At 72.5% G+C, this 18,776-nt stretch carries 19 protein-coding genes; 6 read left to right on the top strand and 13 right to left on the bottom strand.

Annotation, left to right across the window (positions count from 1 at the left end; genetic code table 11):
• Window positions 1-28: 28 nt before the first annotated feature.
• The gene (locus tag ACWGH0_RS27690) at window positions 29-1,381 is read right to left on the bottom strand and encodes a class II 3-deoxy-7-phosphoheptulonate synthase (RefSeq protein WP_453406964.1); all 1,353 of its coding nucleotides are present in this window, start codon (window positions 1,379-1,381) and stop codon (window positions 29-31) included.
• 18 nt (window positions 1,382-1,399) lie between these two features.
• Entirely contained in the window at window positions 1,400-2,329 is a 930-nt protein-coding gene (locus tag ACWGH0_RS27685) for a DUF2867 domain-containing protein (RefSeq protein ID WP_453406963.1), read from the bottom strand.
• Between the two features lie 51 nt (window positions 2,330-2,380).
• Here ACWGH0_RS27685 and ACWGH0_RS27680 point away from each other — a divergent pair, with 51 nt between their 5' ends.
• From ACWGH0_RS27680 to ACWGH0_RS27670, 3 genes are all read left to right on the top strand, one after another.
• Window positions 2,381-2,965 (top strand): TetR/AcrR family transcriptional regulator, encoded by a 585-nt coding sequence (locus ACWGH0_RS27680; protein WP_453406962.1) that lies wholly within the window; start codon window positions 2,381-2,383, stop codon window positions 2,963-2,965.
• Between the two features lie 27 nt (window positions 2,966-2,992).
• Entirely contained in the window at window positions 2,993-3,085 is a 93-nt protein-coding gene (locus ACWGH0_RS27675; RefSeq protein WP_453406961.1) for a trp operon leader peptide, read from the top strand.
• A gap of 126 nt (window positions 3,086-3,211) precedes the next feature.
• A complete protein-coding gene (locus ACWGH0_RS27670; protein WP_453406960.1) occupies window positions 3,212-5,134 on the top strand; it encodes an anthranilate synthase family protein in 1,923 nt (640 codons plus the stop codon).
• On the opposite strand, the gene ACWGH0_RS27665 is transcribed toward ACWGH0_RS27670, so the two are convergent.
• The 5 genes from ACWGH0_RS27665 to ACWGH0_RS27645 form a co-directional block, all read right to left on the bottom strand.
• A complete protein-coding gene (locus ACWGH0_RS27665) occupies window positions 5,062-6,081 on the bottom strand; it encodes a 2-hydroxyacid dehydrogenase (protein WP_453406959.1) in 1,020 nt (339 codons plus the stop codon). The two genes, ACWGH0_RS27670 and ACWGH0_RS27665, sit on opposite strands and share 73 nt — an antisense overlap.
• An 89-nt stretch (window positions 6,082-6,170) precedes the next feature.
• Window positions 6,171-7,199, bottom strand: coding sequence for a 6-phosphofructokinase (locus tag ACWGH0_RS27660; protein ID WP_453406958.1), 1,029 nt, complete (start codon window positions 7,197-7,199; stop codon window positions 6,171-6,173).
• Between the two features lie 100 nt (window positions 7,200-7,299).
• Window positions 7,300-7,977 carry a response regulator gene (locus ACWGH0_RS27655; RefSeq protein WP_453406957.1) on the bottom strand — a complete coding sequence of 226 codons (678 nt, stop codon included), beginning with the start codon at window positions 7,975-7,977 and terminating at the stop codon, window positions 7,300-7,302.
• On the bottom strand, window positions 7,974-9,209 hold the full coding sequence (gene macS, locus ACWGH0_RS27650; RefSeq protein ID WP_453406956.1) for a MacS family sensor histidine kinase: 1,236 nt from the start codon (window positions 9,207-9,209) through the stop codon (window positions 7,974-7,976). The genes ACWGH0_RS27655 and macS overlap by 4 nt, the downstream gene beginning before the upstream one ends.
• 22 nt (window positions 9,210-9,231) lie before the next feature.
• Entirely contained in the window at window positions 9,232-9,969 is a 738-nt protein-coding gene (locus ACWGH0_RS27645) for a lysophospholipid acyltransferase family protein (RefSeq protein ID WP_453406955.1), read from the bottom strand.
• Window positions 9,970-10,157: 188 nt separating this feature from the next.
• Here ACWGH0_RS27645 and ACWGH0_RS27640 point away from each other — a divergent pair, with 188 nt between their 5' ends.
• The gene (locus tag ACWGH0_RS27640) at window positions 10,158-10,937 is read left to right on the top strand and encodes an alpha/beta hydrolase (protein WP_453406954.1); all 780 of its coding nucleotides are present in this window, start codon (window positions 10,158-10,160) and stop codon (window positions 10,935-10,937) included.
• A complete protein-coding gene (locus tag ACWGH0_RS27635) occupies window positions 10,930-11,640 on the top strand; it encodes a hypothetical protein (protein WP_453406953.1) in 711 nt (236 codons plus the stop codon). Before ACWGH0_RS27640 ends, ACWGH0_RS27635 begins: the two co-directional genes overlap by 8 nt.
• 67 nt (window positions 11,641-11,707) lie before the next feature.
• On the opposite strand, the gene ACWGH0_RS27630 is transcribed toward ACWGH0_RS27635, so the two are convergent.
• The 6 genes from ACWGH0_RS27630 to ACWGH0_RS27605 all read right to left on the bottom strand — a co-directional run bounded on the left by ACWGH0_RS27630 (window position 11,708) and on the right by ACWGH0_RS27605 (window position 16,651).
• Complete coding sequence (locus ACWGH0_RS27630; RefSeq protein ID WP_453406952.1) at window positions 11,708-12,457, bottom strand: endonuclease/exonuclease/phosphatase family protein; 750 nt, start codon at window positions 12,455-12,457, stop codon at window positions 11,708-11,710.
• A gap of 78 nt (window positions 12,458-12,535) precedes the next feature.
• A complete protein-coding gene (locus tag ACWGH0_RS27625; RefSeq protein WP_453406951.1) occupies window positions 12,536-13,477 on the bottom strand; it encodes an ROK family glucokinase in 942 nt (313 codons plus the stop codon).
• A gap of 56 nt (window positions 13,478-13,533) precedes the next feature.
• Entirely contained in the window at window positions 13,534-14,013 is a 480-nt protein-coding gene (locus ACWGH0_RS27620; RefSeq protein ID WP_453406950.1) for a DUF5304 domain-containing protein, read from the bottom strand.
• A gap of 82 nt (window positions 14,014-14,095) precedes the next feature.
• Window positions 14,096-15,322: an ArsA family ATPase gene (locus ACWGH0_RS27615; RefSeq protein ID WP_453406949.1), complete on the bottom strand. Its 1,227-nt coding sequence runs from the start codon at window positions 15,320-15,322 to the stop codon at window positions 14,096-14,098.
• Window positions 15,323-15,329: 7 nt separating this feature from the next.
• Window positions 15,330-15,779 carry an SRPBCC family protein gene (locus ACWGH0_RS27610; protein WP_453406948.1) on the bottom strand — a complete coding sequence of 150 codons (450 nt, stop codon included), beginning with the start codon at window positions 15,777-15,779 and terminating at the stop codon, window positions 15,330-15,332.
• Between the two features lie 122 nt (window positions 15,780-15,901).
• Window positions 15,902-16,651, bottom strand: coding sequence for a metallophosphoesterase family protein (locus ACWGH0_RS27605; protein ID WP_453406967.1), 750 nt, complete (start codon window positions 16,649-16,651; stop codon window positions 15,902-15,904).
• A gap of 290 nt (window positions 16,652-16,941) precedes the next feature.
• On the opposite strand from ACWGH0_RS27605, the gene ACWGH0_RS27600 reads away from it, so the two are divergent.
• The gene (locus tag ACWGH0_RS27600) at window positions 16,942-18,738 is read left to right on the top strand and encodes an AMP-dependent synthetase/ligase (protein ID WP_453406947.1); all 1,797 of its coding nucleotides are present in this window, start codon (window positions 16,942-16,944) and stop codon (window positions 18,736-18,738) included.
• Window positions 18,739-18,776: the final 38 nt, after the last annotated feature.

Genomic DNA, 18,776 nt, shown 5'->3' with positions numbered 1-18,776 from the left:
CCCCACAGCCGTGTCGATCTTCTACCGCCTACTGGTCGCGGTACATCTCGGCGACCAGGAACGCCAGGTCCAGCGACTGGCTGCGGTTGAGCCGCGGGTCGCAGGCCGTCTCGTAGCGCTGGTGCAGGTCGTCGACGAAGATCTCGTCGCCGCCGCCCACGCACTCCGTGACGTCGTCACCGGTCAGCTCGACGTGGATGCCGCCCGGGTGGGTGCCGAGGCCCTTGTGGACCTCGAAGAAGCCCTTGACCTCGTCGAGCACGTCGTCGAAGCGCCGCGTCTTGTGGCCGGAGGCGGCCTCGAAGGTGTTGCCGTGCATCGGGTCGGTCACCCACGCCACGGTGGCGCCGGAGGCGGTGACCTTCTCGACCAGCTCGGGGAGCTTGTCGCGGACCTTGTCGGCGCCCATGCGGACGACGAAGGTCAGCCGGCCGGGCTCGCGGTCCGGGTCCAGCTTGTCGACGTAGCTGAGCGCCTCGTCGACCGTGGTCGTCGGGCCGAGCTTCACGCCGATCGGGTTGCGGATCCGGGAGGCGAACTCGATGTGCGCGCCGTCGAGCTGGCGGGTGCGCTCACCGATCCACAGCATGTGGCCCGACACGTCGTACAGGTGGCCCGTACGCGAGTCGACCCGGGTCAGCGCCGTCTCGTAGTCCATGAGCAGCGCCTCGTGGGAGGCGTAGAACTCGACCGTGCGGAACTCGGCCGGGTCGGTGCCGGCGGCCTTCATGAAGTTCAGAGCGTTGTCGATCTCGCGGGCGAGCTGCTCGTAGCGCTGCCCGGAGGGGGACGACTTCACGAAGTCCTGGTTCCAGGCGTGCACCTGGCGCAGGTCCGCGTAACCGCCGGTGGTGAAGGCGCGTACGAGGTTCAGCGTCGAGGCGGACGCGTGGTACATCCGCTTCAGCCGCTCGGGGTCCGGGATCCGGGCCTTCTCGTTGAACTCGAAGCCGTTGACGGAGTCGCCGCGGTAGGTCGGCAGCGTCACGCCGTCGCGGGTCTCGGTGTTCTTGGAGCGCGGCTTGGAGTACTGGCCGGCGATCCGGCCCACCTTGACGACGGGCACGGACGCGGCGTACGTCAGGACCGCGCCCATCTGGAGGAGGGTCTTGAGCTTGTTGCGGATGTGGTCGGCGGACACGGCGTCGAAGGCCTCGGCGCAGTCGCCGCCCTGCAACAGGAACGCCTCGCCCTTGGCGACGGCTCCCAGTCGGGCGCGCAGCTGATCGCACTCGCCCGCGAAGACGAGCGGCGGATACGACTCGAGGTCCGCGATCACATCGCGCAGAGCCTCGGCATCGGGGTACTCGGGCTGCTGCGCCGCGGGAAGGTCTCGCCAGGTGTTGCCACCCTCAGGGGTGGTCTTAGCGTTCACGGTCACCTTCACCACATTACGGGGTCAGCCCGCATGTCCATTCTCCGGCTCACCAGATGAGACGGCGGCCGCTCGTACGGTCCGCTCCCCCGCGCTCGGCGCCGCGAGGGCCAGCGTGCGGTGCGTACGGCGCAGCACGGCGCGGGCCATGAAGGGGTGCACCCTGCCCACCACGGCCCAGTAGAGCCGCCCGCGCACGGTCTCGGCCGTCGCGACCGTGCTGAGCGTCACATGGTGTTCGTCGACCAGGACGGAGGCCCGCGCGCGGACGCCCGCGGTGTCGACGTTCATCAGCAGTTCGCCGTCCCGGCGCGCCACCACGGGGAAGGTGTCGCCCAGGATTCCCCTCCAGCCGTCGGGGTCGCGCGGCATTCCGGGCAGCAGCCGCATCCGGTACGCGTCCTGGTAACCGGGCCGGTCGAGGGCGCCGCGGATCAGCCGGGCATCCTCGGGTATCCCGACCGCGGCCGGCCTCTCCCAGTTGAGCCGGTGCAGCAGCCGCACCCAGGGCGACCACCGCACGGGGCGGTCCACGCCGCCCGCGGCCACCCGCTCGATGTTGTCGAGGACCTCCTCGACCACCGTGCCGTGCACCGCCTTCACCACGGCGTGCCACATCAGCAGAGCGGCGCCCCGCAGATCCTGTTCCAGTACGTGCCGGACGAGGCAGCGACCCGGGCCGAGCGGCTCCACGGTCATCTCGTGGAAGCCGTTGTCCGGCGGGGCGAATGTGAACCGGACCCGGCGGCCCGGTTCGAAGGCCGAGACGCTGTAGCGGACCGGGCCGTGGCCGCCGGCGGCCCCCACCGCGAGCGGCCCGTCGAAACGCATCGGCTCCCAGGCCGGCGTGGGGAAGATCGGGTCGTCTTCGGCGGAGAGCCGGTCGAGCAACGCGCCCACCACTTCCGCGGGGGCCTGGACGGTGCGCTCGTGGACATCTCGGATCGCGCTCATGACGGACCTCCATACGCTGGCGTACGGTTGACCATACGGTACCGTACGGTCATGGCACAACAGCGGGACAAGCAGGACAGGAAGCCCCGGCTGAGCGCGCGGGACTGGGCGGACGCGGCGCTCGCCGCGATCGCCGAGGGCGGCCTCGCGGCCGTCGCGGTGGAGCCGCTCGCCGTCCGGCTCGGCACCACCAAGGGCAGCTTCTACTGGCACTTCGCCAACCGCGAGGCGCTGATCGAGGCCGCCCTCGCCCGCTGGGCCGAGACCGCGACCGAGGCGGCCATCACGGAGATCGACGGCGAACCCGATCCCGCCGTCCGCATCCGCCGGCTCTTCACCGAGGCCACCGCGTCCGCGGTCGACGACCCGCTGGAGGTCTCCCTGCTGGCCACCGCGTCGCACCCGCAGGTCGCGGCGGCGCTGCGGCGGGTGACCGAGCGCCGGGTCGACTACGTGACCCGGCTCTTCGCCGACCTGGGCTTCCCCGAGCCGGAGGCACGCCGCCGCGGGCTGCTCGCGTACAGCGTCTACCTGGGGCACACCCAGCTCGGTCACGCCGCCCCCTCGGTGCTGCCCCGGGGCGACGAGCTGGGCGCGTACCTCGCGTCGGCGCTCGACGCGCTGACACGTCGCTGAGGCACGCATGGCGGCGCTGAGACACGCATGACGCGCGCGCCCGATTCCGCTAGGGTGCGGAGCATGTTCGCGCAGACGACTCAGAACTGGTGGTGGACCGCTCATCCGGCGGCCCACTGACAATCGCGCGCACCATTGATCGCGAAGGCCGCCCGAGGGGCGGCCTTTGGTGTTTCCAGCGGCTGTTCCTCTCCACCCGACCGCGTCCCCCGGACCGGCCGGACTCCCCCGGAAGGAACACCACCGATGCGCATCAGCTCCCTCCTCGACGACACCCGCCCTTTCGCCCTCCTGCGCCGGCGGACGCCCGGCCACGACCACGACACCGTCGAGCTGCTGATCGGCGACGTGCACGAGGCCGCCCGCCTCGCCGACATCCCCGTCGGGGACGACGGCCTGCCGGTGCTCGCGCTGGTGCCGTTCCGGCAGATCAGGGAGCGGGGGTTCGACGTACGCGACGACGGCACGCCGCTGAGCGTCCTGGTCCCCGAGGAGGCGCACGCGCTGCCGCTCCACGAGGCCCTCGCGCAGCTCCCCGCCCATGACGTGCGCGTGGAGGGCGGGGCGTTCGACGTGGCGGACGAGGAGTACGCCGGAATCGTCCGCCGGGTCGTCGACGACGAGATCGGGCAGGGCGAGGGCGCCAACTTCGTCATCCGCCGCACGTTCGAGGGCCGCCTCCCCGGGTTCGCCCGGGCCGACGCGCTGGCGCTGTTCCGGCGGCTGTTGGCCGGCGAACGGGGAGCGTACTGGACCTTCGTCGTGCACACCGGGGAGCGCACGCTGGTCGGCGCGAGCCCCGAGGTGCACGTGCGGATGAGCGGCGGAACGGTCGTGATGAACCCCATCAGCGGCACGTACCGCTACCCCTCGGACGGACCCAGCGCCGACGGCCTGCTCGACTTCCTCGACGACGGCAAGGAGCGCGCCGAGCTGTCGATGGTCGTCGACGAGGAGCTCAAGATGATGTGCACGGTCGGCGACATGGGCGGCGTCGTGGTCGGCCCGCGACTGAAGGAGATGTCCCACCTCGCGCACACCGAGTACGAGTTGCGCGGCCGCTCCTCGCTCGACGTGCGCGAGGTGCTGAGGGAGACGATGTTCGCGGCGACCGTCACCGGCTCGCCGGTGCAGAACGCCTGCCGCGTCATCGAGCGGTACGAACCCGGCGGCCGCGGCTACTACGCGGGCGCTCTGGCTCTCGTCGGCCGGGACGCGGGCGGCGCGCAGACACTGGACTCGCCCATCCTCATCCGTACCGCCGACATCGCGTCCGACGGCCGGCTGCGGGTGCCGGTCGGCGCGACCCTGGTGCGCGACTCGGATCCGGACAGCGAGGTCGCCGAGACGCACGCCAAGGCGGCCGGGGTCCTCGCGGCGCTGGGGGTGCGTCCGGGCAGGCCGGAGCACGAGAGCCGGCGGCCGAGGCTGGCGGACGACCCGCGCGTACGCGAGGCGCTGGACTCCCGGCGGGCGCTGCTCGCGCCGTTCTGGCTGCGGATGCGGGAGCGCGCGGCGACGCTGTCCGGGCACGCGCTGGTGATCGACGCCGAGGACACCTTCACCGCGATGCTCGCCCACCTGCTGCGGTCGTCGGGGCTCGACGTGACCGTACGGCGGTACGACGAGCCGGGGCTGCGGGCGGCCGCCCTCGCGCACGAGGGGCCCGTGGTGCTCGGCCCGGGGCCCGGCGACCCGCGCGACGCGGGCGACGCCAAGATGCGGTTCCTGCGCGGACTCGCCGCCGATCTGGTGCGCGGACACCGGCACGGGCTGCTCGGCGTCTGCCTCGGGCACGAGCTGCTGGCGGCCGAACTCGGCCTGGAGACCGTGCGCAAGCAGGTGCCGTACCAGGGGGCGCAGACCCGCGTCGACCTCTTCGGCCGCCCAGAGACGGTCGGTTTCTACAACAGCTTCGTCGCCCGCTGCGGCGACGAGGAGGCCGCCGAGCTGGCCGCGCACGGCGTCGAGGTCAGCCGCGATCCGGCCACCGGTGAGGTGCACGCGCTGCGCGGGCCGGGCTTCGCGGGCGTGCAGTTCCACCCGGAGTCGGTGCTGACGCTGCGGGGCACCGCGATCGTGGCTGGACTGCTGGGTCAGCTGGCAGCCGACGGCTCGCCGTCCCCGGCGGGGACCAGTACGTTCTCGCTGCGCCGGCCCGCCGTGTAGTCGAGGACGTTCCGCACGGTCGCCTCGACGATCTGGCCGACCGCGTCCACGGTGTAGTACGCCTGGTGCGAGGTGACCAGGACGTTCGGGAAGGTGACGAGCCGGGCCAGGGTGTCGTCGTCGATGCCCTCCAGGGACTTGTCGAGGAAGAAGAGCCCGGCTTCCGCCTCGTACACGTCGAGTCCCACTCCGGTGAAGCGGCCCTTGCGCAGTTCACGGACGAGAGCCGCGGTGTCCACGAGGCCGCCGCGGCTCGAGTTCACCAATATCGCGTCGTCCCGCATGGCCCGCAGTTCGCCGGCGCCGATGAGGTGCCGGGTGGCGGGCATCAGCGGTACGTGCAGGCTGACCAGGTCGGACTCGTCGAGGAGCCGGTCCTTGCCGACGTACTCCATGCCGAGTTCGACGCACGCCGGATTGGGCACCACGTCCCAGCCGAGCAGGTTCATGCCGAAGCCGTGGGCGATACGGGTGAAGGCCTCGCCGATCTTGCCGGTGCCGAGGACTCCGGCCGTACGGCCGCGCATGTCCCGCCCGAGGAGGCCGTCGAGGCGGAAGTCGAAGTCGCGGGTGCGGCTCGCCGCGCGCACGACGCGGCGGTTGACGGCCATCGCGAGGGTCCAGGCGAACTCGGCGACGGAGTACGGCGAGTAGTACGACACCCGGGCGACGGTCAGGCCGAGCTGCCGCGCGGTGTCGAGGTCGATGTTGTTGAACCCGGTGGAGCGCTGGGCGATCATCTTCGTCCCGCCGGCCGCGAGGGTGCGCAGCACGCGTGCGCCGAGGTCGGCGTTGACGCTGGAGCTGACGATCTCGTGGCCGGCGGCGATGGGCGCGGTGTCCTCGGTGAGGAACACGTCCAGGCAGCGGACGTCGTGGTGACCGGCGAAGGCCCGCTCGATGAGCGGCTTCTCGTCGGACTGCACGCCGAAAGCCAGGATTTCCACGTCTTCTCCCGCGAGGAGGCGAAAGTGGGGCTGTGGGCCGTTCAGCGCGAATATAAGGCCCACAGCTCCACCCCGCCCGGCCGCCCGGCTCAGCCGAAGAAGACGCCCACCTCGGCGTAGAGGGCCGGGTCGACCGTCTTCAGGCGCGCCGTCGCCTCCGCCATCGGGACCCGCACGATGTCCGTCCCGCGCAGCGCGACCATCGTGCCGAAGTCACCGTCCCGCACGGCATCGATCGCGTGCAGCCCGAACCGCGTCGCCAGCCACCGGTCGAAGGCGCTGGGCGTGCCGCCGCGCTGCACGTGCCCGAGGACGGTGGTCCGCGCCTCCTTGCCGGTCCGCTTCTCGATCTCCTTGGCCAGCCACTCGCCGACCCCCGAGAGCCGTACGTGACCGAACGAGTCGAGCGTGCCGTCCTTGAGGACCATCTCGCCGTCCTGGGGCATCGCGCCCTCGGCGACGACGACGATCGGCGCGTACGAGGCCCTGAAGCGGGAGGTGATCCAGCCGCAGACCCGCTCGATGTCGAAGCGCTGCTCGGGGATGAGGATGACGTTCGCGCCGCCCGCGAGGCCCGAGTGCAGGGCGATCCAGCCCGCGTGCCGGCCCATGACCTCGACGACCAGGACGCGCATGTGGGACTCGGCGGTGGTGTGGAGGCGGTCGATGGCCTCGGTCGCGATGCCCACGGCGGTGTCGAAGCCGAAGGTGTAGTCGGTGGCGGACAGGTCGTTGTCGATGGTCTTCGGCACGCCGACGCACGGGACGCCGTAGTCGTCGTAGAGCCGGGTGGCGACGCCCAGGGTGTCCTCGCCGCCTATCACCACGAGCGCGTCGACCTGGTGCTTCGCCAGATTCTCCTTGACCCGGCGGACGCCGTCCTCGGCCTGGAGCGGGTTGGTGCGCGAGGAGCCGAGGACCGTGCCGCCGCGCGGCAGGATGCCGCGCACCGCCGGAATGCCGAGTTGTACCGTGTCGCCTTCGAGGGGTCCGCGCCACCCGTCCCGGAAGCCGATGAAGTCGTAGCCGTACTCCTGGACGCCCTTGCGGACGACGGCGCGGATGACCGCGTTGAGCCCGGGGCAGTCGCCTCCCCCGGTCAGTACTCCTACCCGCATCACATGTCCCTTCGCCGCAGACAGCAGTGCCGTGCGGCGGCCACGCTAGTGGTGACCCAGGTCACAGCGACATGGGGCGTCGGGCATTTCAGGCGTTGCCCTAGGCGTCGTCCAGGCCGCGTTCGATCGCGTAGCGGACGAGCTCCACGCGGTTGTGCAGCTGGAGCTTGCCGAGGGTGTTCTGCACGTGGTTCTGCACGGTGCGGTGGGAGATCACCAGACGCTCGGCGATCTGCTTGTACGACAGTCCCTTCGCGACCAGCCGCAGCACTTCGGTCTCGCGGTCGGTGAGCTGCGGCGCCTTCGGCTCGTCGGAGGAGGCGGCGGGCGCCGGGTCGGAGGCCAGCCTGCGGTACTCGCCGAGGACCAGTCCGGCCAGCCCCGGGGTGAAGACCGGATCGCCCGCCGCGGTCCGCCGTACGGCGTCGATGAGTTCCTCGGGCCCCGCCGACTTCAGCAGATAGCCGGTCGCTCCGGACTTCACGGCCTCCAGTACGTCGGCGTGCTCTCCGCTCGCGGACAGCACGAGGACGCGCAGCGCCGGGTCCGACCCGACGAGCTCCTTGCAGACCTGGACACCGGGCATGCCCGGCAGGTTCAGGTCGAGGACGAGCACCTGCGGGCTCACCGCCCGGGCCCGGCGCACCGCCTGCGGTCCGTCGCCCGCCGTCGCCACCACGTCGAAGCCCGCCGCGGCCAGGTCGCGGGCGACCGCGTCCCGCCACATCGGATGGTCGTCGACGACCATCACCCTGATCGTCTGCTGTGTGTCGCTCATCGCGCCTGTACCGCCTTCCCCCGTGGAACCTTCAGTTCGACTTCAGTGCCCTGCCCCGGAACGGAGATCAGCTCGGCGGTGCCGCCGATGTCCCGCAGCCGCCCGCGGATCGACAGGGCGACACCGAGACGCCCCTCCCCCTCGGCCTGCGCGAGCCTGCCCTCCGGGATGCCGGGGCCGTCGTCCCGTACCGTCACGATCACTTCGTCCGGCCAGTCCTCGACCAGGATCCATGCCTGCGCCCCCTCCCCCGCGTGCCTGCGCACATTGTCCAGTGCCGCACTGACAGCGGCCGCCAGCTCCGTCGCCGCGGCGGGGGCCAGCAGGACCGGGGCGCCCGGCTCGGCGAGGCTGACCTTCGAGCCGGCGTGCGGGGCGAGCAGGGAGCGCAGGTCGCACTCGCGCCCGCCCGGGCCGCCCTCGTCGTCGCCCTCGTCCACCTCGACCGTACGGACGACCGCCCCCAGGGCGGCGTCCTCCGAGGCCCGCGTCGCGGGCACGAGGCCGCTGGAGACCAGGGTCCGCAGGGCGACCTCCTGCTCCCCCGCCATCCTGCCCAGTTCGGCGGCCTCGCCGCCGAGTGCGGTGCCGCGCCGCTGCACCATGGCGAGCACCTGGAGCACGCTGTCGTGGATGTCACGGGCCAGGCGCTCGCGCTCGCGGGTGGCGGCCTCGATCTCCAGGGCGCGGGCCAGGGTGCGTTCGGAGGCGCGGGCGACCTCGACGACGTACCCGATCGCGATGGAGGCGACCCACACGAGCAGGACGTTGTGGAAGGTGTCCCGGCTCGGTTCGCCGCGCTCGACGATGTTCGCGGCGGCCACGAACGAGGACGCGAAGGCCGCCCAGCGCCAGCCGCCCTTGATGGCGAAGGCGAGGACGGACCCCGCCGTCCATATCGACGGCAGGGTGGGGCCGTCGACCTGCTGCGCCTGGAAGTCGGCGAGCGGGGTGAGCAGGATGCCGGTGAGGGCGACGGTGAGGTCGGCGACCAGGAACCGCTTGGTGCAGCTCGCGGCGTTCGCCACCTTGGGGAGCGTGACGAGCGTCCATACGGTCATCACCGAGAGGAACGCCACGGCGACCCACGGACGCTCGAACTTGTCCCGCGTGAACACGAACAGGAGCACCGCGTAGAGCATCGTCAGTACGCGGTAGGCGGTGAGCGCACGCCACAGCGGCTGCTCGACCGACATGCGTACGACCCGCTCGCGTTGAGCCTTGGCCATCATCCCCACCCCCCGGCGGACGCTGTTACGCGCCGGACCGTTGCGCCTTCCCGGCCTTCTCCAGCTCCGCCCGCTCCGCCTTGGCGGCCTTCTCGGCGTCGGCGATCTGCCGCTTGGCCGCCGTCGCGTAGATGTCGACGTACTCCTGGCCGGAGAGCTTCATGATCTCGTACATGACCTCGTCCGTCACCGACCGCAGGATGAAGCGGTCGCCGTCCATCCCGTGGTAGCGGCTGAAGTCCAGCGGCTTGCCGATCCGGATGCCGGGCCGCATCAGCTTGGGGACGACCTTGCCGGGCGGCTGGATCTTCTCGGTGTCGATCATCGCGACCGGGATCACGGGCGCACCGGTGGCCAGCGCCACCCGCGCGAGACCGCCGGGCTTTCCCCGGTAGAGACGGCCGTCGGGCGACCGGGTGCCCTCCGGGTAGATGCCGAAGAGCCCGCCGCCCCGGATCACGTCGATGCCCGCCTTGATCGCGGCCTCGCCGGCGCCGCGGGCGCCCGAGCGGTCCACGGGGAGCTGGCCGACGCCCTTGAAGAAGGCCGCCGTCAGCCTGCCCTTCACGCCGGGCGAGGTGAAGTACTCCGCCTTGGCGATGAAGGTGACCTTGCGGTCGAGGACCGCGGGCAGGAAGAAGGAGTCCGAGAAGGACAGGTGGTTGCTCGCCAGGATCGCGGGGCCCTCGGCGGGGATGTTCTCGAGGCCCTCCACCCAGGGCCTGAAGGCGACCTTCAGGGATCCTCCGATGGAGAACTTCATTGCGCCGTAGATCAACCGAGTGCCTTCCCTTGTCTGTCGAGATGACCATAACCCGTGCCGGGCCTGGCCCCGCGCTCACAAGGAGGCCCGACGGACCTGGTCGGTGTCGGTCCGGTCGCGTACGGTGAAGGGCATCTTGCGACACCCTCCGCGCGCTGCGCGAACCCACTCATGAACAGGAGACCCCGGTGCCGGTCCTTCCTGGAGCCGAGCCGTTCCGCCACGAGGGCGGAGAGGTCGGCGTCCTCCTCTGTCACGGCTTCACCGGTTCCCCGCAGTCGCTGCGCCCCTGGGCGGACCACCTCGCCGAGCGCGGCCTGACTGTCTCCCTGCCGCTGCTGCCCGGGCACGGCACCCGCTGGGAGGACATGCAGCTCACGGGCTGGCAGGACTGGTACGCGGAGGTCGACCGCGAACTGCGCGCCCTGCGGGAGCGGTGCGCCCAGGTCTTCGTCTTCGGGCTCTCGATGGGCGGGGCGCTGACCCTGCGCCTGGCCGCCAAGCACGGGGACGCGGTGACCGGGATCGTCGTGGTCAACCCGGCGAACAAGGTGCACGGCCTGTCGGCGTACGCGCTGCCGGTCGCCCGCCACCTCGTGCGGACGACCAAGGGGCTGCGCAGCGACATCGCGAAGGAGGGCGTCGAGGAGGTCGGCTACGACCGTGTCCCGCTGCACGCGGCGCACTCCGTGCGGCAGTTCTTCCGGCTCGTCGACGGGGAGCTGCCCCAGGTGACGCAGCCGATGCTGCTGCTGCACAGCCCGCAGGACCACGTGGTGCCGGCCGCCGACTCGGCCCGCATCCTCAGCCGCGTCTCGTCCACGGACGTCACGGAGATCCTGCTGGAACAGAGCTACCACGTCGCGACGTTGGACCATGACGCGGAGCGGATCTTCGACGAGAGCTGTGCGTTCATCGGCCGCCTCGCTCCGAGTGTCGGGAAGAAGGGGAGCACGACCGGTGGCTGAGCACGACGCGGAGCCCGCGGGCCGCGAGGAGGAACGGGAGCCGGACCGTACGGCGGCGGACCCCGCCGGGGCCGCTGCCGCGGCGGGTGTGCCCGCCGGTAAGCCCGTCGACGAGGAGGCGGTGTGGGCCGCGATCGTCGCGGGGTACGGCGAGGAGCCGCCGGACCCGCCGGGCGCCAAGCCGTTCAAGCCGATCGAGGACCTCTACCTGCCGGAGGACGAGCGCAACACCACCGGCGGCGACCGGCCCGGCAGATCGCCGCGGAAGGACTCCGTGGCGACCGGCGGGCAGGACGAGAAGGACCCGGGCGCCGAGCCGGAAGCGGAAGCCGAAGCGGACCAGGAGAGACCGCTCGGCAGTTCCGTCGTCTTCGCGCCCGGCGTCGCCGGTCCGCGCGACTACTCGCTCGACGAGCCGGGCGAGGAGGACGCCGAGGAGAGCGAGGACGGCGACGAGGGCCACTTCGTGCCGCCGGAGCCGCCTCCCCTGCCGCCCGCGGACACCACCTCGCGGTTCGCCTGGCTGGCGGTCGTCGGCGGCCCCGTGCTGCTGCTCGCCGCCGTACTGCTGCAGTGGGACATGACGTGGTGGCTGACGACGCTCGGCGTCGGCGGCTTCCTCGGCGGCTTCGCCACGCTGGTGGCGCGCATGGCGCACGGCGACGACGAGGACGACGACCCGGGCCGCGGCGCGGTCGTCTAGCCACCGCCCCCGGCCGGGCCCGCGCCGCCCGGGGGCCGCGTTCCGGCCGGGGTGCGCGGACCCGCGCTCACGACGCAGGGACGCGCAGCGCCGCCAGTACCGGAAGGTGGTCCGTGGCCGCGCGCAGGTCCGCCTCCGGCAGTCCCCGGGGTACGCCGCAGCCGAGGACTTCGACCCCCGGCGTCGCGAAGAGGGCGTCGATGCGCTGGTGGGGCCGCTCGGGCGTCGAGGTGTACTCCCCGCCCCACGGCTTCACCGCCCAGCAGTCCTGGAGCTCACCGGCCAGCCGCCGGAACGTCGGTCCGTCCGGCCGTTCGTTGAGGTCGCCGCCGGCCACCGCGTGCGGTACGTCCATCGCCTTCAGGCGGTCGAGGAGCATCCCGCCCTGCGCGTACCGCTCCTCGCGCTGGAGGCTGAGGTGGCAGCTCAGTACGCCGAGTCTGGCGCCCCCGATCCGCACCACCGCCGTCGCGAACCCCCGCCGGTGCAGCCCCGGCGTACGCGGCAGCAGGACGTCCTCGGCGCTCTCCACGGTCACCCGCAGCGAGCTCAGCAGCATCGGGCCCGCGGCGGTCGCGCCGCCGCCGACCGTGACCAGGCCGCTGTGGGAGGCCAGCCACGCCGCGTGCTTGCGCCAGCGGAAGAACCGCGGCGCCTCCTGCACGAGGACGAGGTCCGGCTCGCAGGCGGCGACGACCCGGGCCAGCGCCTCGCGGTCGTCGCGCATCGAGCGGATGTTGTAGCCGAGGACACGGATCACGGCCGAACCGTCGGGCTCGGTACGGGACTCGGGCAGCGTGCTCGTACTCGTCGCCATGCCGATCAAGATACGGAAACGCCCGCCGCGCCCCAAGGGGGCACGGCGGGCGCGTCCACGGGCGTGCGAGCCGGCTCGTCAGCCCTGGCGCGCCAGGTCCGCCGCGCCGACCAGGCCGGCCTCGCCGCCGAGCTGCGCCGCGAGCACCTGCGCGTGCGGGCGCCACTGGCCGCCGATCAGCCACCGGCGGAACGACTTGCGGATCGGGTCGAGGACCAGCTCGCCCTCGTCCGAGACGCCGCCGCCGACGATGAACGCCGAGGGGTCGAAGAGCGAGGCCAGGTCGGCCAGGCCCGCGCCCGCCCAGCGGGCCAGCTCGCGGAACGAGTCGACGGCCACCGGGCAGCCCTGCCGGGCGGCGGCGCTGACGTGCTTGCCCTCGATGCCGGCGGCCGTGCCGTCGCCGAGGGCGAGGAGGATCTTCGCGTTCTCGGGTGTGGCGTTGGCGCGCTGCTTGGCGTACCGGACGAGGGCCCGCCCGGACGCGTACTGCTCCCAGCAGCCCTGGCTTCCGCAGCCGCACAGCAGGCCGTCGGGGACGACCCGGATGTGGCCGAACTCGGCGGCCACGCCGAAGCGTCCGCGGCGCAGCTTGTTGCCGATGATGATGCCGCCGCCGAGGCCGGTGCCGAGGGTGATGCAGATGACGTCCTCGTGGCCCTTGCCGGCACCGAACCGGTATTCCCCCCAGGCCGCCGCGTTCGCGTCGTTCTCGACGACGACCGGCATGCCGACGCGCTGCTCGACCTTGTCCTTCAGCGGCTCGTGCCGCCAGTGGATGTTGGGCGCGAACAGGACGGTGGCCCGCTTGTCGTCGACGTAACCGGCGGCGCCGATGCCGACCGCCTCGATCTGGTGCCCCTTGCCGGCCTCGGAGACGGCCGCGCAGATCGCGTCGACGATGCCTTCGGCGGTCGGCGGCGTCGGCACCTTGTGGGTGTCGAGAATGGTGCCCTCTTCGTCGACCACGCCTGCCGCGATCTTCGTGCCGCCGATGTCGACGCCGATGGTGAGTCCCATGTGTCCCTCAGTTTTCGGTCGAGCCCCGCTAGGGCCAACCGTACCCGAGGCGCAGCTCAGTCCAGGTCGATGTGAGTGCTCGGAGAAGGGCCTTCGGGGCCCTCTTCGCCGTCGTCGGGGTGCTGCGCGCGGTCCGCCGGACGCGCGGGGCCGCGGGTCCAGCGGCCCTCCTGCCCCTGGACGGCCGAGCGGTACGCGGCCAGCAGCTCGTTGCCCGCCGCCGCCAGGTGGTCGAAGACCTCCGGATTGCGCTCTATGACGGGTTCGACGGCGGACTTCGCCTGGTCGATGAGCTGGCTGACCGTGCCCTGCGCGGCCATGCCCGGCAGCACCGACTGGAAGGAGGCGACCTTGTCGGCCACGGCGTCGACGAGCTTGCGCAGCTCCTCGGCGGCCGACCCCGGCTGCGCCCCGCCGCTCTCGGCGCGACGGCGGGCCTTCTCGGCGGCGAGGTCCTCGGCGCACGCCTTCGCCCACGCGTCGGCTTCGGGCGCCTCGGCGGGCTCGGGGGTGGGACCCTCGGTGGCATCGCTCATGGCGGACTCCTGCGGCAGGGCGGCGGTTCGTACGGTGCGTACGCCTCGTACCACCGACGTTACCCGAACGGCGGCAGGCCGTTCACGTGGTCTTCGGCCACAGACCGGGGTCGGGCGTGAAGCGCACCTTCAGTACGCCGCCGGTCAGGCCCGCGCCCGACACGTCGCAGCGGCGCAGGGCGGAGGGCAGCGGCAGGATCCGGCGGAACGGGCCCGCGTCCAGGACGAGTTCGTCACCCCGGCGGACCAGGCCGAGTTCCTCCTTCACGGCTCCCGGCAGCGGCAGGTGCCAGACGAGGACGCCGTCCCGCGCGATCCGGTCCTCCACGCGCGGGAGGCCGTCCGCGCTCCCGGAGTCCCGGCGCGGCGGCTCGACGGCCAGGGCCCCGTCGGCGGCCAGCGCGTCGAGGTCGCCGAGGCCGCGCGGATCGCAGCCGTGGTGGCGCACCCGGCGCACGGGCGCCGCCGGCTGCCCCTCGTCGCACCACCCGTCCCACTCGGCCAGGCACTTGCGCTGCTGCGCGGCCGGCGCCGCGAGCCAGGGGTCCGGGGAGTCCCCCGGCAGGATCCGGTTGGCCGTCACCGCGTCGACGCGCAGCCCGAAGAGCGCGCATCCGGTACGGGCGGCGCGCAGCGCGTCGGCACCGGCGGGCCCCGGCTCGGCCACCAGCCGTACGGTCGTGTCCGGGTCGGCGAGCAGTGCCTGGACCGCGGCGAGTTCCGCGTCCCGGCGGGCGGCCGTCTCGTACAGCCACTGCGCGGGCATCGGAACGCCGGCGAGCTGCGCCAGCATGGGCCGCAGCGCGCGGGCCGCCTGGCGCTCGGGCGGCAGCAGCCGGCGCAGGTAGCGGCGCAGCTGCTCGGGGAGGGCCAGGGCGGCGAGCGCGGCGTGCAGCGGCGGCAGGTCGACGACCACGAGGTCGTACGCCCCGGCCGTCTCCCCGGCATCGCCGCACGCCCGCAGGGCGCTGAGCAGGGCGAACTGTTCGCTGCCCGGGAGTTCGGTCAGTTCCTCGGCGGCCAGGCGGTTGGCGCCGAGCAGGTCGAGCGCGGAGGCCGCGCGCTCCTGGAGGGCGAGGAGTTCGGCGCGGAAGTGGGCGCCGGAGTCGATCCTGGCGGCCCAGAGGTTCGGCGCGGCCTCGGCCGGGGCGGAACCGGTGGCCGTGCCCAGGGCCGCGCCCAGGGTGTCCGCCGCGTCGGTGGACAGGACCAGGGCGCGCTGCCCGCCGCGCGCCGCCGCCAGGGCGGTCGCGGCGGCGACGGTGGTGCGGCCCGCGCCGCCGGGGCCGGTGACGAGGACCGTACGCATCAGGGCATCAGGCCTTCGGGGCGCTCTCGACGCGCTTCTTGAGGCCGGCCAGGGCCCGGTCGATGATGACCTTCTCGGCCTTGCGCTTGATCATGCCGAGCATCGGGATCTTGACGTCGACGGTCAGCCGGTAGGTGACCTCGGTGCGGTCGCCGCCGCCGACGGGGGCGAGGCTGTACGAGCCGTCGAGGGAGCGCAGCATCTGCGACTTCACGAGCGTCCAGCCGACCTCGTTGTCGCCGGTCCAGGTGTACGCGAGGGTGTGGTCGTCCTTGATCGCGCCGGCGTCCAGCAGCAGCCGCACCTGCTCGGCGCGGCCCTGGGCGTCGGTGGCCAGCACCTCGGCCTCCTTCACCTCGCCGGTCCACTCGGGGTAGCGGGCGAAGTCGGCGATCACGGCCATCACGTCGGCCGGCGCCGCCTCGATCGTGATGCTCGAGCTGGTGTGTTCGGCCATCGCTGTGGCTCCTCCAGTGCGGTTCCGGTCAGGGGGCACGTGCTCACGGGGCGTGTACTCGGGGGTCACGTACCGCGTGAAGGCTACCGCGAGCCGCCGGACCGCAATTCACCGCTACGGGCTCACCACTCCATGGCCCAGGGGCGGCCGGAGGAGGCGAAGTGACCGACGTTGACGCACTCCGTCGGGCCGACGCGCATCCGCCGCACCTGCGGCTGGTGGACGTGGCCGAAGAGGGCGTACCTGGGCCGGGTCCTGCGGATCGCCGCGAGCAGCGCCCGGCTGCCGCGCTCGAACCGGCGGGCGACAGTGTCGTACACCAGCTCGGGGATCTCCGGCGGGATGTGCGAGCACAGCACGTCCACCTCGCCGAGCGCCTCGACCTTGGCGGCGTACTCCTCGTCGTCGATCTCGTAGGGCGTGCGCATCGGCGTCCTGAGCCCGCCGCCGACGAAGCCGAAGACGCGGCCGCCGATCTCGACGCGCTCGCCGTCCAGGACGGTGGTGCCGGGGCCGGCGTACTCGGGCCACAGCTGCGGCAGGTCGACGTTCCCGTAGGTGGCGTACGTCGGGGCGGGGAACGCGGCGAAGAGTTCGGCGTACTGCTTGCGCACCGCCTTCTCGATGGCGGCCGACCGGTCGACGTCCGCCCACAGCCGGCGGGTCAGTTCCCGGGCCTCCTCGAAGCGGCGGTCGGTGCGCAGCCCGACGAGGAGGTCCGCGTTGGCGGCGCCGAAGAGTTCGGGGAAGATGCCGCGGGAGTGATCGGCGTAGTCCAGGAAGAGCACCAGGTCACCGAGGCAGACGAGCGCGTCCGCGCCGTCCCCCGCCCTGGCCAGGTCCCGGGCGTTGCCGTGTACGTCGCTGACCACATGCACTCGCATGGCGATCACCCTAGGACGCCGGGGCGGCGCCTGGGTAGAGGGGGCCGGACCTGCGGTTACTTCCGTGCCGCCGCGTGGTTGGACTAGTCTGCCCGGAGCACCGCCACGGCGTGTGACGCAGCGAACATCTGGGCGGACCCCCCTATCCGGAACCGACTACCGGTGGGTAACGTCCGGGCAGTCCAACCGTGCTCACCCCACTGAGCACCTGCCCGGTCTTGGACCGCAACCGACGCGCACACCGATGTGGCGCCGGCGCCCGATGAGGAGCAGCAGTCTTGCGCGAGTTCAGCCTTCCGGCCCTGTACGAGGTCCCCTCGGACGGCAACCTGACAGATCTCATCCGCCGCAACGCCACGCAGCATCCCGATGTGGCCGTCATGAGCCGCAAGGTCGACGGCGCCTGGGCGGACGTCACCGCCACGGAGTTCCTCGCCGAGGTCCGCGCCGCCGCCAAGGGCCTGATCGCCGCCGGCGTGCAGCCGGGCGACCGGGTCGCCCTGATGTCCCGCACCCGCTACGAGTGGGTGCAGATGGACTTCGCGATCTGGAGCGCGGGCGCGGTGACCGTGCCGGTGTACGAGACCAGCTCCCCCGAGCAGGTGCAGTGGATCCTGGGCGACTCCGGCGCGGTCGCCGTCGTCGTCGAGAGCGACGCGCACGCCGCCTCCGTGGAGTCCGTGCGCGACCGGCTGCCCGCCCTCCGGCACGTCTGGCAGATCGACCGCGACGGCGTGGAGGAGCTGCGGATCGCGGGCGCCGGCGTCACGGACGAGACGGTCGACGAGCGCAGCGCCACCGCGAAGGCCGACGACCCGGCGACGATCGTCTACACCTCCGGCACCACCGGCCGCCCCAAGGGCTGCGTACTGAGCCACCGCAGCTTCTTCGCGGAGTGCGGGAACGCCGTGGAGCGCCTGAAACCGCTGTTCCGTACGGGCGAGTGCTCGGTGCTGCTGTTCCTCCCGGCCGCGCACGTCTTCGGCCGGCTCGTCGAGGTCGCCTCGGTCATGGCGCCGATCAAGCTCGGCTGCGTACCGGACATCAAGAACCTCACCGAGGAGCTCGCCTCCTTCCGCCCGACGCTGATCCTCGGTGTCCCGCGCGTCTTCGAGAAGGTCTACAACTCGGCGCGCGCCAAGGCGCAGGCGGACGGCAAGGGCAAGATCTTCGACAGGGCCGCCGACACCGCGATCGCCTACAGCCGGGCGATCGGCACGCCGCAGGGCCCGTCCCTGGGCCTGCGGCTCAAGCACAAGCTCTTCGACAAGCTCGTCTACAGCAAGCTGCGCGCGGTGCTCGGCGGGCGGGGCGAGTACGCGATCTCCGGCGGCGCCCCGCTGGGCGAGCGCCTCGGCCACTTCTTCCGGGGCATCGGCTTCACCGTCCTGGAGGGCTACGGCCTCACGGAGTCGTGCGCCGCCACCGCCTTCAACCCGTGGGACCGGCAGAAGATCGGTACGGTCGGCCAGCCGCTGCCGGGGTCGGTCGTGCGCATCGCCGACGACGGCGAGGTGCTGCTGCACGGCGAGCACCTGTTCTCGGGGTACTGGAACAACGACGCGGCCACCGCCGACGCGCTGACCGACGGCTGGTTCCACACCGGTGACATCGGCACGCTCGACGAGGACGGCTACCTCGCCATCACCGGCCGCAAGAAGGAGATCATCGTCACGGCGGGCGGCAAGAACGTCGCCCCCGCGGTGATCGAGGACCGCATCCGGGCGCACGCGCTGGTCGCGGAGTGCATGGTGGTGGGCGACGGGCGTCCGTTCGTCGGGGCGCTGGTCACCCTCGACGAGGAGTTCCTGGGCCGCTGGGCCGCCGAGAACGGCAAGCCGGCCGGTTCGACGGCGGCGTCGCTGCGGGACGACGCGCAGTTGCTGGCCGTCGTCCAGCAGGCGGTGAACGACGGCAACTCGGCGGTGTCGAAGGCCGAGTCGGTGCGCAAGTTCCGGGTGCTGCCGACCCAGTTCACCGAGGAGGCCGGTCACATCACGCCCTCGCTCAAGCTCAAGCGCAACGTCGTCGCGAAGGACTTCGCGGACGAGATCGAGGCGATCTACCAGGGCTGAGCAGGCCCAGTGACGCCAGAGCGGGCCCCGGAGCACGT

It is taken from the genome of Streptomyces sp. NPDC054887 (assembly GCF_053610585.1).
Note: the sequence above shows the minus strand (reverse complement) of the source record. Positions and strands in the feature narration are given on the sequence as shown.

Excerpts from the sequence above, each read along its gene's own strand:
- ACWGH0_RS27685 (WP_453406963.1), bottom strand. The coding sequence starts at position 2,329 with ATGAGCGCGATCCGAGATGTCCACGAGCGCACCGTCCAGGCCCCCGCG.
- ACWGH0_RS27680 (WP_453406962.1), top strand. The coding sequence starts at position 2,381 with ATGGCACAACAGCGGGACAAGCAGGACAGGAAGCCCCGGCTGAGCGCG.
- ACWGH0_RS27675 (WP_453406961.1), top strand. The coding sequence starts at position 2,993 with ATGACGCGCGCGCCCGATTCCGCTAGGGTGCGGAGCATGTTCGCGCAG.
- ACWGH0_RS27670 (WP_453406960.1), top strand. The coding sequence starts at position 3,212 with ATGCGCATCAGCTCCCTCCTCGACGACACCCGCCCTTTCGCCCTCCTG.
- ACWGH0_RS27660 (WP_453406958.1), bottom strand. The coding sequence starts at position 7,199 with ATGCGGGTAGGAGTACTGACCGGGGGAGGCGACTGCCCCGGGCTCAAC.
- ACWGH0_RS27655 (WP_453406957.1), bottom strand. The coding sequence starts at position 7,977 with ATGAGCGACACACAGCAGACGATCAGGGTGATGGTCGTCGACGACCAT.
- macS (WP_453406956.1), bottom strand. The coding sequence starts at position 9,209 with ATGATGGCCAAGGCTCAACGCGAGCGGGTCGTACGCATGTCGGTCGAG.
- ACWGH0_RS27645 (WP_453406955.1), bottom strand. The coding sequence starts at position 9,969 with ATGAAGTTCTCCATCGGAGGATCCCTGAAGGTCGCCTTCAGGCCCTGG.
- ACWGH0_RS27630 (WP_453406952.1), bottom strand. The coding sequence starts at position 12,457 with ATGGCGACGAGTACGAGCACGCTGCCCGAGTCCCGTACCGAGCCCGAC.
- ACWGH0_RS27625 (WP_453406951.1), bottom strand. The coding sequence starts at position 13,477 with ATGGGACTCACCATCGGCGTCGACATCGGCGGCACGAAGATCGCGGCA.
- ACWGH0_RS27620 (WP_453406950.1), bottom strand. The coding sequence starts at position 14,013 with ATGAGCGATGCCACCGAGGGTCCCACCCCCGAGCCCGCCGAGGCGCCC.
- ACWGH0_RS27615 (WP_453406949.1), bottom strand. The coding sequence starts at position 15,322 with ATGCGTACGGTCCTCGTCACCGGCCCCGGCGGCGCGGGCCGCACCACC.
- ACWGH0_RS27610 (WP_453406948.1), bottom strand. The coding sequence starts at position 15,779 with ATGGCCGAACACACCAGCTCGAGCATCACGATCGAGGCGGCGCCGGCC.